10 protein-coding genes and 1 tRNA gene are annotated in these 13,135 nt (G+C 72.8%); 7 read left to right on the forward strand and 4 right to left on the reverse strand.

Going from position 1 to position 13,135, the window contains the following annotated elements; genetic code table 11:
* Positions 1–39: 39 nt before the first annotated feature.
* Together N6H00_RS19955 and N6H00_RS19960 are read right to left on the reverse strand one after the other, a co-directional pair.
* Positions 40–126: transfer RNA gene (locus tag N6H00_RS19955), tRNA-Ser, on the reverse strand.
* Between the two features lie 42 nt (positions 127–168).
* Complete coding sequence (locus tag N6H00_RS19960; RefSeq protein WP_268973148.1) at positions 169–1,761, reverse strand: S1C family serine protease; 1,593 nt, start codon at positions 1,759–1,761, stop codon at positions 169–171.
* Positions 1,762–1,978: 217 nt separating this feature from the next.
* Between N6H00_RS19960 and N6H00_RS19965 the strand changes: the two genes are divergently transcribed.
* The 3 genes from N6H00_RS19965 (at position 1,979) to N6H00_RS19975 (ending at position 4,727) form a co-directional block, all read left to right on the forward strand.
* Positions 1,979–2,812: a glycerophosphodiester phosphodiesterase gene (locus N6H00_RS19965; RefSeq protein WP_268973149.1), complete on the forward strand. Its 834-nt coding sequence runs from the start codon at positions 1,979–1,981 to the stop codon at positions 2,810–2,812.
* Between the two features lie 53 nt (positions 2,813–2,865).
* Positions 2,866–3,603 (forward strand): ATP-binding protein, encoded by a 738-nt coding sequence (locus N6H00_RS19970; protein WP_443072985.1) that lies wholly within the window; start codon positions 2,866–2,868, stop codon positions 3,601–3,603.
* Positions 3,604–3,758: 155 nt separating this feature from the next.
* Positions 3,759–4,727 carry a DUF5926 family protein gene (locus tag N6H00_RS19975; RefSeq protein WP_268973150.1) on the forward strand — a complete coding sequence of 323 codons (969 nt, stop codon included), beginning with the start codon at positions 3,759–3,761 and terminating at the stop codon, positions 4,725–4,727.
* Positions 4,728–5,190: 463 nt separating this feature from the next.
* Here the strand turns inward: N6H00_RS19975 and N6H00_RS19980 are convergent, their stop codons facing one another.
* Positions 5,191–5,865, reverse strand: coding sequence for a bifunctional DNA primase/polymerase (locus N6H00_RS19980; RefSeq protein WP_268973151.1), 675 nt, complete (start codon positions 5,863–5,865; stop codon positions 5,191–5,193).
* A gap of 604 nt (positions 5,866–6,469) precedes the next feature.
* On the opposite strand from N6H00_RS19980, the gene N6H00_RS19985 reads away from it, so the two are divergent.
* The 3 genes from N6H00_RS19985 (at position 6,470) to pdxR (ending at position 11,501) form a co-directional block, all read left to right on the forward strand.
* A complete protein-coding gene (locus N6H00_RS19985; protein ID WP_268973152.1) occupies positions 6,470–8,140 on the forward strand; it encodes a GAF domain-containing SpoIIE family protein phosphatase in 1,671 nt (556 codons plus the stop codon).
* An 83-nt stretch (positions 8,141–8,223) separates the two neighbouring features.
* Positions 8,224–9,720, forward strand: a complete 1,497-nt coding sequence (locus tag N6H00_RS19990) for an aminopeptidase P family protein (RefSeq protein ID WP_268973153.1) — start codon at positions 8,224–8,226, stop codon at positions 9,718–9,720.
* A 287-nt stretch (positions 9,721–10,007) separates the two neighbouring features.
* Positions 10,008–11,501 carry a MocR-like pyridoxine biosynthesis transcription factor PdxR gene (gene pdxR, locus N6H00_RS19995; protein ID WP_268973154.1) on the forward strand — a complete coding sequence of 498 codons (1,494 nt, stop codon included), beginning with the start codon at positions 10,008–10,010 and terminating at the stop codon, positions 11,499–11,501.
* Positions 11,502–11,546: 45 nt separating this feature from the next.
* On the opposite strand, the gene N6H00_RS20000 is transcribed toward pdxR, so the two are convergent.
* On the reverse strand, positions 11,547–12,050 hold the full coding sequence (locus N6H00_RS20000) for an ATP-binding protein (protein ID WP_268973155.1): 504 nt from the start codon (positions 12,048–12,050) through the stop codon (positions 11,547–11,549).
* A gap of 200 nt (positions 12,051–12,250) precedes the next feature.
* Between N6H00_RS20000 and N6H00_RS20005 the strand changes: the two genes are divergently transcribed.
* On the forward strand, positions 12,251–13,081 hold the full coding sequence (locus N6H00_RS20005) for a hypothetical protein (RefSeq protein WP_268973156.1): 831 nt from the start codon (positions 12,251–12,253) through the stop codon (positions 13,079–13,081).
* Positions 13,082–13,135 lie beyond the last annotated feature (54 nt).

Here is a 13,135-nt window from a genome sequence, read left to right on the forward strand (position 1 = left end):
AGGGGCACCCCTTCCGACCAGCTAGTTCGCTGACCTGCGCGGAGGCTGAGGGATTTGAACCCTCGGTGACATCGCTGCCACGACGGTTTTCAAGACCGTTCCCTTAGGCCGCTCGGGCAAGCCTCCCCGCGCCACTCTCGGTGGTGGCGCGAGGATCAGCCTAGCGTGTCAGCTGTCGCCCTTGCGCTTGCCCAAGGTGACATCCACCGTCGACAGCTTGCCGCCGCGCTTGTAGGTGAGGGTGACCTTGTCGCCCGGCTGGTGGGTCCAGATCTCGCTGATGAGGGTCGGGCCGCTGTCGATGACCGTGTCGTCCAGCTTGGTGATCACGTCGCCGGACTTGAGGCCGGCCTTGTCGGCCGGGCCGCCGGGGACGACGGCGGCGGTGCCGCCGGCGCCGCTGGAGGCGATGGTGGCGCCGTCGCTGGAGTCCTTCATGTTGACCGTGGCCTCGATCACCGGGTAGACCGGCTGGCCGGTCTTGATCAGCTGCTCGGCGACGTTCTTCGCCTGGTTGATCGGGATCGCGAAGCCGAGGCCGATGCTGCCGGACTGCTGGGACTCGCCGAGGCCGCTGCCGTTGCCGGCGGACTGGATGGCGGAGTTGATGCCGATGACGCCGCCGTCCGCGTTGAGCAGCGGGCCGCCGGAGTTGCCCGGGTTGATGGAGGCGTCGGTTTGCAGGGCGCTCATGTACGAGGCGTTGCCGCCGCCTCCGTCGCTGGAGGCGACCGGGCGGTTCTTGGCGCTCACGATGCCGGTGGTGACGGTGCCCGAGAGGCCGAAGGGGGCGCCGATGGCGACGGTGGCGTCGCCCACGGCGACCTTGTCGGAGTTGCCGAGCGGCAGCGGGTCGAGCTTGGCGCCCGAGGCGTTCTTGAGCTTGATCACGGCGACGTCGTAGCCCTCGGCGCGGCCGACGACCTCGGCGGTGTACCGCTTGCCGTTGGAGAAGGTGGCGGTCAGCTTGCCGTTGTCGGCGGCCGAGGCGACGACGTGGTTGTTGGTGAGGATGTGGCCCTGCTTGTCGTAGACGAAGCCGGTGCCGGTGCCGCCCTCGCCGTTGTTGCCCTGGGCCTCGATGGTGACGACGCTGGGCAGCGTCTTGTTGGCGATGCTGGAGACCGAGCCGGGCGCGCGGCTCTCCGTCTTGGGGTTGCCGTAGGCGGAGACGGTGGTGGTGTCGCCGTCGCTCTCCCGGTCGGCGGCCCAGAAGCCGATGCCGCCGCCGATGCCGCCCGCGACCAGCACGGCGGCCAGCACGGCGGCGACCAGCCCGCGGGACTTGCGCTCGGACGGGCCGGAGGGCGGCACGGGTGCGGTCCCCCACGGTCCGCCCGGGCCGCCCTGTCCGCCCGGCCCGTCACCCGGGCCGGGCTGCGGCTGTCCGCCCCCGGCCGACCACCAGGCGCTGGACTGTCCCGCGTCCTGGCCGGGGCCCGAGGCGCCGGGCACGCCGCCGCCGGACCCGTCGCCCGCGCCGGCCGACGCCGGGACGACCGCGGGAGCGGCCGGTGACGCGGGCGGGGGCGTCGACGGGGGCTGGGCGGGGGGCGCGGCCGACGGCGCGGGGTCGGCGGCACCCGACGGCCCTGCCGCATGCGGCGTGCCTATTGGCGCCTCCGGTGCGGCAGGCCGCCCGCCCGCGGTGGGTTCGTAGTCCGGCGCGGGCGGCACCGCCGGGTTCGGGTGCGACGCCGGAGGGGCCGGATGCGGCCCGGGCGCGGGCGGAACGGCAGAGCCCTCGTTCTCGGTGCTCACAGCTCTCTCCTCAGGTGCACGACAGATTTCCTCGACGGCCCACGTGTACGTCTTACCGTCGTCAGCTTTTCCCACAGCGCGTCAGACCGCCGTAAGGAGCGGCGGCCCTGCGGACTACCACCCTTTATCCCGGACAATTCGCCCTACCGCCATTCCGTGCGAACGAACGGAGGGGCCGCGTCCACCGGCTCACACCGGGCGGTGGCACCATAACGCGGTGACCTATGCGCGCCCTGCCCGGGACAGCCGCCCCGGGCCGCACACCGTCTCCGTCGTGGCCCACCGCGGGGCCTCCGAGGACGCCCCGGAGCACACCCTGGCCGCCTACCGTAAGGCGATCGAGGATGGCGCCGACGCCCTGGAATGCGATGTCCGGCTGACCGCCGACGGCCATCTCGTCTGCGTCCACGACCGCCGCGTCAACCGCACCTCCAACGGCCGGGGCGCGGTCTCGGCACTGGAGCTGTCCGACCTGGCGGCCCTGGATTTCGGCTCGTGGAAGGGCCGGACCACCGACAAGGAGGAGCCGGACCGCGACAGCCGCGACAGCACCTCCGTCCTCACCCTGGAACGACTCCTGGAGCTCGTCGCCGACGCCGGACGCCGCATCGAACTGGCGATCGAGACCAAGCATCCCACACGGTGGGCGGGCCAAGTGGAGGACCGGCTGCTCGCGCTGCTGCGCCGCTTCGGCCTGGACACGCCGCCACCCGGCGCACCTTCACCCGTCCGTGTGATGAGCTTCTCAGCACGCTCGCTGAACCGGATCCGGAGCGGGGCCCCCGCCCTCCCCACCGTCTACCTGATGCAGTTCATGCTGCCGCGCCACCGGGACGGCCAGCTGCCGGCCGGGGTGCGGATCGCGGGGCCGAGCATCCGGATCGTACGGAACCACCCCGACTATGTGCTGCGGCTACAGCGCGCGGGGCACCGAGTGCACGTATGGACCGTCGACGAACCAGAGGACGTCGAGCTGTGCATCCGCCTCGGGGTCGACGCGCTGATCACCAATCGCCCCAAACGGGTGCTGTCCCAACTCGGACGCTCATAGTGGGCATTACAAGGCGTGCACCGGCGCGTTCGGTACGTATTCGATCGTGACGAGTGCGTCACACGATGCCACTTGGCCGGTTTCCGCTCCAGTGCCGCGGGGCATCCAACCCGTGGCGTGGGGCTAAGGAGGTCTCGGGGGTGGCATTGGTGGTGGCACGGCAGGTGCCGACGTCGTCGACCATGGCCGTGCCCCATGGTCCTGCGGGCGTCCGCGCGGCAAGACAGTGGTTGCGTGGCGATTTGGGCAGGACTGGGGTATCGGATTCGGTCATAGACGACGCTGTATTGATCCTTTCAGAACTACTCAGCAATGCGTGGCGACATGGCAGCCCTTGGCGTTCCGGCCATGGTGGCGGCACGGTCCGGGCGGCATGGAGTGTCGACGAAGACGATCGAGTGATGGTCGAAGTCACGGATGGCGGAGGACCCACAAGACCTCTTCCAGCCAATCCTTCGATCACTGCCCGCGGCGGCCGCGGGCTGAACATCATCAGGTCGCTGGCCGAGGACTGGGGCGTGCGGGACGGCATCGGTGAAGTCACCGTATGGGCCCTTCTTCCGGCTGACGACAGCTTCTCCCGTCATGTCACGATTTCAACGGATCTATCCCCCGCGCTGGGTGCGGAGCTGGCCTCCGGTCTGCGTCCGAGCCTCGACGCGAACGGCTCACGGCTCGACGCGAACATCAACACGACCATCGACACGAACATCAACGCGGATATCGACACGAACATCGATCCCGATTTCGATCGCGAGCTGGACTTCGCCGATCTGGACGAGCTCGCGTAGCCGACGCGGCTCATGGAGCCGACGAGGTTCGGCCAAAGGGCTAGGCTCGCGCCCGTACCAGTCGTACGCGCCGTAAGGCACCGTCACGGCCGTACGCAGTCCGTCACGGGTGTACGAGCAAGCCCAGAGCCGCACGATCGGGAGACAGCCTCACCATGGCCAAGAAGCGCCGCCCCCAGACGAAGGCCACAGGCCCACAGGTCGCCAACGGCGAGATCCCTGTGGTGGGTGCGCGGGAGCCCTGCCCGTGCGGCTCGGGCCGTCGCTACAAAGCCTGTCACGGCCGGGAAGCCGCACACGCCGTCACCGAACTGGTGCAGCGCCCCTTCGAGGGGCTTCCCGGCGAATGCGACTGGGTGGCCCTGCGCGAGCTGGTGCCCGCCGCCACCGTCGAGCTGACCCTCGCCGAGGGGCTGCCCGAGGGGGTTCCGTCGGTCACGCTCGCGACCGTGCTGCCCATGGCGTGGCCCGCGCTGCGCCGCGACAACGGCGCCGTGCTGCTCGGCCTGCAGAACGACATGCCCTCCGGCGACATCAGCCGGGACCTGGCCGACACCCTGCGCCGGGCGCTGACCGCCGAGCCGGGCAGCCCGGTGTCCGCCGAGCGGGCTCCGGGCGACGGTCCGCGACTCCAGGATCTGCTCGACCCGAAGGGCACTTTCTCGCCGACCCTGCACGAGGGCTTCGAGTTCTGGCTCGAGGACGCCGCGAACGCGACCGGAGAGGTCGCCGCGTCGCTGGAGCGGGCCAACGCGGCCGCGATCCCCACCGTCCGGCTCACCGGCGTGGAGGCCGCCTACTGGTGCGAGACGCCCGAGAAGAACCACCTGCGCTGGGTGATGTCCCACCCCGAGGAGAAGCTGCTCGACGCGCTCGCCCGGCTGCACGCCGCGGGCGCCTCCTCGCTCGGTGAGAACACCCGGCTGGTGGGCTCCTTCCGGGCCCACGGGCTCACGGTGCCGGTATGGGACCTGCCACGTGGGATGAGCGCCGAGGACACCGAGAAGCCGGCCGTGGACCTCGCCGAGCGGCTCGCGGAGGCGCTCGCCTCCGACGCCCCGCTGACGCCCGAGCAGCGACGCGCCCGGGGCGGACTCACCAACCGTCAGGTGACGCTGAGCTGACCGTCACCTGAGGGCCGGAGGGGGCCGACGGGACATGTGACGCTGCTCACAACTTACCGTTACGCCCTGCAAATAGGCGTCCGGAAATCCGCGATCGAATTTGCTAACGGCCGATCTCTTGTTACGGTTCTAAAAGCCCGGTCGCTGGTGCATCCCCCGTCGCCAGCGACCGGGCGCTTCCATGTCCGCGTCCGGACGGTGCCACGAAGCGCTGGTGGCGGACCAACGGACGTCAGCACCGCGGGAGTTGCTCCCGGAAGCGGCAGTTGCTCAGGAAGCGGCAGTTGCTCCCGGAACGCGAAACGCCGGAACGCGAATCCCGGAACGCGGAGTCAGGAGCCCGGAGCCCGGAGCGCGGGCAGTCGCCTCCCCGCCCTCCGCGCCTCCGAGCCCCACACGGGCCCCACACACACCCGAGCGTCGCGCTCAGCGGGCCCCGAACCCCCGCGCCCGGGGCCCGCCCTCAGTAGGCGAGCCGGCTGCCCCCGTCGGGCGCGCTGGTGCTCGCCTCGACCAAGGCGTCCACCACCGTGGCCACCTGAGGCAGCCAGGGCCGCCCGGAGCGGCGCAGCGGCGGCCGCTCCCAGCGCACCCGCCCGGGACCCGTCTGCGACGGCGGCAGCACCACATAGCCGCCCTCGCCGTGGAACCGCAGCGAGCTGGGCACCCAGTCCTTCTGGTGCAGAAGCTCGCCGAGCTCTTCCAGGGAGTACGGCTCCACCAGCAGCGACCAGCGGGTGGGCGTGGCGACCACCGGGCCGAGCCGTATGCCCGCCCGGTCGAAGACCGCCAGCGCCCGCGCTCCGGCGACCGCGGGCAGGCTCACCGCGCAGGGCGCGTGGCCGCCGGTGGCCAGCAGGAGGGGCGCGGTGGGCCGGTTGGTCCACCACCAGCGCACCATGCGCGCATCGGTGGTGGCGGCCAGGAGGACGGGATCGAACGGATGACCGCCTGGGACCGCGCACTCCGGATCGGGGCAGCCGCACACCCGGAGTCGTCCGCCGCCGGCCCTGAGGCCGACACCCGGGACCACGGGCCACTGCCACTCGGTGGCGCAGGTGAGCGCCGCGCGCAGCAACGGCGACCGCGCGCCGCGCCGCAGCGAGAACTTGCGTCGCCTTCCGAGGATCTCGCGCATGAGCGCTCGTTCCTTTCCGTTAACGCCGAGGGCTGTCCGTCGCACTACATGGCACTTCAGATGGCACTTCACTTGGCACTACGTGGCGCTGTCCGGCATCGTTCGGCCCGTCACAGCAGGTGGATCACAAGTCACTGCGCGTACAAGGCAGCGCATCACGCCGCAGGCCGGGCGTGGAACCTGGCGAGGGGTGGCGGGCGCATGGCGCTTGCCGTCCTGGTTGGTGCCTTCCTCGCCACTCGGGGATGGGCACGGCCGTCGTCGTGTATGACGCCTGGACCGGCCGCAGGGTTCCGGGACGATCCGAACTGCCCCTGTCCCTCTCCGATGTGTACCCGTCGCGGTGGAGACGACGCGCTGTGGAACGACGTCAGTCGACCGCGACGGACGGGCGTAATGACTTTTTTTCGGCCAAGTTCAATTCCCCACAGACACCAACAAGACCACCGGGACGATGCTGGACATCGCATCTGCGGTCCGTTACATCTGGAGACAGTAGCGGCACAGTAGCGGCGCAGCACGACAGGGGGTTTGCGATGCTATTGAGCGAGCCGGACCCGGCGGGTGAAAGCAGCGGGCCATGAACTCGTCCCACGCGCCGAAAGTGGCTGGAATCGATCCTTCCCTCCCTGCGCCCACGCAAACTGCCGACCCGATCACTCCGCCCCTGGCCGCGCCCAACTCCGGGGTCCAGGACCGGCTCGCGGGCTGGGTCTCGGATCTCACCACCCTTCATGAGCTCACCGAGCGGCTGGTCCGGACCGTCACGCTCGAGGACGCGCTCCATGAACTGCTGCGCGCGGGCGCGGCCCTGGTCGGCGCCCGGCGCGGACTCGTCGCGCTGGAACCGGCCGACGGGCTCGGCCCGGTGACCACCGTGGGGCTGGGACTCGGCCACGCCGACCTCGGCCAGATCGAGACCATCCCGCACGGCTCCGCCTCCGCCGGTCATCTCCTCGACGGACTGCCCGAACCGGGACCGGGCGGTGAGCGGCGCGCCGAGGTCACGCACCCCGATATCGCGAGCGAGGCCGACCTCGACCCGCGCCACCGCGAGGTGGCCGCACGGCTCGGCTTCTCCGCGAGCTACGCCGTACCCCTGGACCCGTTCCGGGCCGGCCCCTGGACCGCGCCCGGCCTCACCGCCATCCCCGCGCCCGCCCCCGACGCGGACCGTGCCGGCGTCGACTCCCCTGCGGGCGTCAGCTCCCCCGCAGGCCTCGGCTCCCCCACGGGCGCCGGCGACCACCTGGCCCCCGGCACCTGCGACACCGCGAGTGCCCCCGGCACCGGCCACGGGCGCGGCGCCGCGCCCTCCGCCGCGCACCCGTCCGGGCTCGCCGCCGCCATGGGCACCGACGGCCCCTCCGGGCGGCTCGGCGGGGCCGCCTGGCTGTACGACGAGCCCGCCGAGCCGGGGGAGCGCCAGCGCCACCTCGTGGGGCTGTACTGCCGCTATGCCACCGCGCACATCGCCCGGCTGATCGAGCTCTCCCGCGCTCGCGCCGCCGTCGCCACCGTTCAGGAGGAGCTGCTGCCCACCCGGCTGCCCCGGGTCCCCGGGGTGCGCCTGGCCGTCCGCCACCACCCCGGTCCGCGCGGCGGCGGGGACTGGTACGACGCCCTGCCGCTGCCGGACGGGGCGCTGGGGCTCTCGGTCGGCGGAGTCACCGGCTCCGGCCCGAGCGCCGTCGTCGCGATGGGGCGGCTGCGGTCCTCGCTGCGGGCGTACGCCGTGATGGAGGGCGAGGACCCGGTCGCCGTCCTGTCCGACCTGGAGCTGCTGCTGCGGCTCACCGAGCCCGCCCGTTCCGCGACCGCCCTGTTCGCCTACTGCGAGCCCGGGACGCGCAGAGTGGTGCTGGCCGGGGCCGGGCACTGCCCGCCGCTGCTCACCGGGGAGCGGCGCACCGAGTTCGTGGAGACCACCCTGTCCGCGCCGCTGGGGATGCTCTCGTGCTGGGAGGCGCCCAGCGTCGAGATCGAGCCGTCCTCGGGAGAAACGCTCCTCTTCTACAGCGACGGGCTGCTGCACCGCACCGGGGAGCCGATGGACCGGGCCTTCGCCCGGCTGCACACGGCGGCGGCGAGCGCTCCCAAGGGCGTCCGGGGCGATCCGGACGCCCTCGCCGACCATGTGCTCCGTACGGTCCTCCCCGACGGAACCGGCGGAACCGGCGGAACCGGCGGTCCCGACGGCCGGGCGGCACCCGTGGGGCGGCCCTCGGAGGACGGCACCGAGGACCTCGTCCTGCTCGTGGCCCACTTCGACTGAGGCTCCAGGGCTCCCCGGGGGCTCCTCGATGCTGCGGACCCGGAGCTTGGGACCCTCCCGGCCGCCATGCCCCCGCACATACGATGGGAGGGGTCCAGTGCGAGGAGGATGACGTGACCGAGGAGCCCACTCCCGAAGCCCCGGCGACCCCGGAAGGCGAGGAGCCCATCAAGCAGCGGAAGAACGGCCTCTACCCCGGCCTTTCCGACGAGCTCACCGCGAACATGAGGTCCGGCTGGGCGGACACCGAGCTGCACGACCTGGAGCCCGTCGAACAGGCCCCGCACACCGCCCGCCGCCGCGCCGCGCTCTCCGCGCGCTTCCCCGGCGAGCGCCTGGTCATCCCCGCGGGCAACCTCCGCACCCGCTCCAACGACACGGACTACAGCTTCCGCGCCTCGACCGAGTACGCGTACCTCACCGGCGACCAGTCCGAGGACGGTGTGCTGGTGCTGGAGCCCGAGGCGGGCGGCGGCCACACCGCGACGCTGTATGTGCTGCCGCGCTCCAACCGGGAGAACGGCGAGTTCTGGCTGGACGGCCACGGCGAGCTGTGGGTCGGCCGCCGGTACAGCCTTACGGAGGCCGAGAAGCGGCTGGGCCTGCCCGCCAAGGACGTGCGCAAGCTGGCCGACGAGCTCAGGGCCGCGACCGGCCCGGTCCGTATCGTGCGCGGCCACGACGCCGCGCTGGAGGCCGCCCTGACCGACAAGGTCACCGGTGAGCGCGACGAGGAGCTGCGGGTCTTCCTCAGCGAGCAGCGCCTGATCAAGGACGAGTTCGAGATCGGGCAGCTACAGGCGGCCGTCGACTCGACGGTCCGCGGCTTCGAGGACGTCGTCAAGGTGCTGGACAAGGCGCAGGCGACCTCCGAGCGCTATATCGAAGGAACGTTCTTCCTCCGGGCCCGGGTCGAGGGCAACGACGTCGGCTACGGCTCGATCTGCGCCTCGGGCCCGCATGCCACCACCCTGCACTGGGTGCGCAACGACGGCCCGGTCCGCGCCGGCGATCTCCTCCTCCTGGACGCGGGCGTGGAGACCACCACCCTCTACACCGCCGACGTCACCCGCACCCTGCCGGTGAACGGCACCTACAGCCCGTTGCAGCGCAAGATCTACGAGGCGGTGTACGAGGCGCAGGAGGCGGGCATCGCCGCCGTCCGGCCGGGGGCGAAGTACCGCGACTTCCACGACGCCGCCCAGCGCGTCCTCGCCACCAGGCTCGTCGAGTGGGGCCTGGTCGAGGGCCCGGTCGAGCGGGTGCTGGAGCTGGGACTACAGCGCCGCTGGACGCTGCACGGCACCGGCCACATGCTCGGCATGGACGTCCACGACTGCGCCGTGGCCCGTACCGAGACCTATGTGGACGGCACCCTGGAACCCGGTATGTGCCTGACGGTCGAGCCGGGTCTGTACTTCCAGCCCGACGACCTGACCGTGCCCGAGGAGTACCGGGGCATCGGCGTCCGGATCGAGGACGACGTCCTGGTGACGGAGGACGGCAACCGCGTGCTGTCGGCCGCGCTGCCGCGGACCGCCGACGACGTCGAGGCGTGGATGGCCCGCCTGACCGCCTGAGGCGGCACCTCACCGCTTGCGCAGGCGGTCCCGCGGGGAGCGCTTGACCACGCGGTTTCGGGGGGAGCGGCGGCGCCGCTCCCCCCGTCCGTTCGCATCACGTCTGCCCCGGCACCTCGCGGGTGGTCACCGCGAATCTGCTGGCCCGCGTCCCGCTCCTCGCGACCGACGTGTGGCGGTCCCCTCCGCCGTCGTCCCCACTGCCGGTGTCGCCGCTGCTGTCGCCGCTGTCGTCGTCATGGGAATGGAATCAGGCCGCGAAGCGACCGCCTGTAGGGTGCGTTTCCATGGCGGATCGGTGGGTCAATTCGGCGGCGATCCTCGGCACCGACCTCCATCTGGAGCTGACCCGCGCGGGCAGCCGCAGGGCCGCCCTGATGGGCGCGCTGCGGGAGGCCGTCCGCGATGGGCGGCTCGCCCCGGGCACCCGGCTGCCGCCTTACCGTTCCCTCGCCGCCGACCTGGGCATCGCCCGGAACACCGTCGCCGACGCCTACGCCGAACTGGTCGCGGAGGGCTGGCTCACCGCCCGCCAGGGCTCCGGCACCCGGGTGGCGCCCCGCCCCGCACCACCCCCGCCCCCGCCCGTGCCCGCGCACCAGCGGCGCACGGCCGACCGGGGGTCCGGCGGGCACCCGGCCGGGGCGACCCGCGGCCGCCGCGCGCCCCGGACCGCCCCGCGCCCGGTACACGACCTGCGCCAGGGCCGGCCGGACGCCACCGCCTTCCCCCGGACGGCCTGGCTCGCCTCGGCCCGCCGGGCCCTGATCGCGGCCCCCCACGAGGCGTTCGGGCCCGGCGATCCGCGCGGCCGCCCGGAGCTGCGCCGCGCCCTGGCCGACTACCTCGCCCGCGCCCGCGGCGTACGCACCGACCCCGGCCGGATCGTCGTCTGCTCGGGCTTCGCACACGCGCTGCGGCTGCTGAGCGGCACCCGGCTGCTGCGGCCCCGGATGGCCGTCGAGTCCTACGGCCTGGCCTTCCACCGCTCGCTCCTGGGCTCCGCCGGGGTCCGTACGGTCCCGCTGCCGCTGGACGCCGATGGCGCCCTTACGGATCGGCTGACCGCTCTCGACGGCGTACGGGCGGCCCTGCTCACCCCCGCCCACCAGTTCCCCACCGGCGGTCCGCTGCACCCCGAGCGGCGGGCCGCGGCCATCGCCTGGGCCCGGGGGAACGACGCTCTGGTCCTGGAGGACGACTACGACGGGGAGTTCCGCTACGACCGCCGTCCGGTGGGGGCCGTCCAGGGCCTCGACCCCGAGCGGGTGCTCTATCTCGGCTCGGTCGGCAAAAGCCTCTCCCCGGCCCTGCGGCTGGGCTGGATGGTCCTGCCGGACCATCTGGTCGACCGCGTGCTGGACGCCAAGGGGGAACGCGAGGAATGGACCAGCGCCCTGGACCAGCTGACCCTCGCGGACTTCATCGAATCGGGCGGATACGACCGCCATGTGCGCCGTATGCGCCGGCGCTACCGCCGTCGGCGGGCCGAGCTCGTCGCCACCCTCGCCGAACGCGCGCCCCATATCCGCGTCTCGGGGATCTCCGCGGGTCTGCACGCGGTCCTGGAGCTACCGCCCGGCACCGAGCGGTCCGCGCTGCGCGCCGCCGCCCTCCAGGGGCTGGCGCTCGACGGTCTCGGCGACTACCGCCACCCGGACGCCACCACACGGCCCCTCGACGGGCTCGTGGTGGGCTACGCGACCCCGCCCGAGCGCTCCTTCCCGGGAGCGCTGGAGGCGCTGTGCCGCGCCCTGCCGCCCGGACGAACGCCTTCTTGACCGGACGGACGCCTTCTTGAAGGGCCGGCCTTCTGAGGTCAGCGGCTATGACGCTCTGAGCAGCGCTCCTTCGCGCCACTTGAGGATCTTGTCGAAGCTCACCACCACCCCGCCGCGGCCCGGACGGTCGCGATAGCGGACATGGTCGGTCAGGGCCTCGATGAGAAAGAGCCCCCGCCCGTGCTCCGCCTGCGGCGGAGCCGGACTGCGCGGCTGCTGTGGTCTCGGCGCACCGGCCGGACGCCGCTCGTCCCGGGTGCGGGCCGCGCGGCGGACGGTGCCGTGACCGGCGAAGCCGGGACCGGAGTCGGTGACCTCGATACGACAGGTGTCGCCGTCGATATAGGCCGTGACCCGATAATCCCCGCCCGTGCCGTCGCGACCCCCGTGCTCCACCGCGTTCGCACACGCCTCGGAGAGGGCGACCGACAGATCGTAGGAGATGTCCGGATCGACTCCGGCCGTCTCCATGGTGCCGAGGAGCAGTCGTCGTGCGAGCGGAACGCTCGCCGCCTCGCGGGGCAAATGGAGTGACCACCAGATGCTCATGCTCCAGCCTCCCGGCCGCGGCTCGACATACCGTTACGTATTGCCTGGGTCCATGGTCCGTAAGCGTGTTATTGACGTGACGCCGCTCATTCAGCGGACGCGCGCGATGCACAAACCGGTGTATGGACCTGTCCGGTGTGCGCCGGTACGCCCCACCCGCCGTAGGGAACGCGACCGCCCAGTGGGATGATGGCGCGGCCATGGCTTCCTCTGTCGCCCGTGCCGGCGCCGATCTGCGAATGCTGCGGGCCGCGGTGTTCACCGCGGTCTGTGTCGTGCTGTCCGCGGCGGGGCATGTGCTGGCCTCCTGCGCGGTCGTGCCGCTGTGGACGGTGGGCGTGGGCTGTGCGGCGACGTTCACGGTGGCGCTGTCGCTGGCCGGGCGGGAGCGGTCGCTGCCCGGGATCGTGGCGCTGCTGGCCACCGGACAGCTCGCCCTGCACACGCTCTTCTCGCTCGGGCAGGCGCGGTCCGACGCCGCGGCGGCCGCCCAGCGGGCCGACGCCGCCGAGGGCCACGTCATCGGCCTGGCCGCCAGGCTGCTGTGCGCGTCGGGTCCCGGCCGGCTCGACGCCGCGACGGCCCATCGGATCGTCGCGCAGGCGGGCATCGACCCGACCGGCCCGGCTGCCTCGTCCGCCGCACACCTTCCGCACACCGTGCCGTCGGCCGCCGCCCCGTCGGGGCACGCGGCCGGGCTGCCGGGCCTGCTGCCGTCGCTGCCGATGACCCTGGGCCATCTGCTCGCCGCGCTCGCCATCGGCTGGCTGCTGCGCCGTGGCGAGATGGCCGTATGGCGGGCGGTCCGGCTGTCGGTGGACGGGGCCCGAGGGGTCGCGGAGGCCGCGCTCGTACGGGCGCTGCGCGCCGCCCTCGGACTCGTACGGATGCTCCTGGCCGGTCCGTGGGCGCCTTACGGCGGGCCGTGCCGTCCGCGCACGGCCGAGCGGGACGAGGGCGGGACGACGGCCCTCGCCCTCCAGCACAGCGTGATCAGGCGGGGACCGCCGGTCTGCGACCTCGCGGCCTGACCGACGCGACGTTCCTCCAGCGGGACCGGAGGGCGGCCGCGACGTCTCCGCACG

Source organism: Streptomyces sp. S465 (assembly GCF_026898115.1).
Lineage (GTDB): Bacteria > Actinomycetota > Actinomycetes > Streptomycetales > Streptomycetaceae > Streptomyces > Streptomyces luomodiensis.

What these genes read in the sequence shown, in the direction of transcription:
- N6H00_RS20000 (WP_268973155.1), bottom strand. Translation starts at nt 12,050, where the DNA reads ATGAGCATCTGGTGGTCACTCCATTTGCCCCGCGAGGCGGCGAGCGTT.
- N6H00_RS19975 (WP_268973150.1), top strand. Translation starts at nt 3,759, where the DNA reads ATGGCCAAGAAGCGCCGCCCCCAGACGAAGGCCACAGGCCCACAGGTC.
- N6H00_RS19980 (WP_268973151.1), bottom strand. Translation starts at nt 5,865, where the DNA reads ATGCGCGAGATCCTCGGAAGGCGACGCAAGTTCTCGCTGCGGCGCGGC.
- N6H00_RS20005 (WP_268973156.1), top strand. Translation starts at nt 12,251, where the DNA reads ATGGCTTCCTCTGTCGCCCGTGCCGGCGCCGATCTGCGAATGCTGCGG.
- N6H00_RS19990 (WP_268973153.1), top strand. Translation starts at nt 8,224, where the DNA reads ATGGGAGGGGTCCAGTGCGAGGAGGATGACGTGACCGAGGAGCCCACT.
- pdxR (WP_268973154.1), top strand. Translation starts at nt 10,008, where the DNA reads ATGGCGGATCGGTGGGTCAATTCGGCGGCGATCCTCGGCACCGACCTC.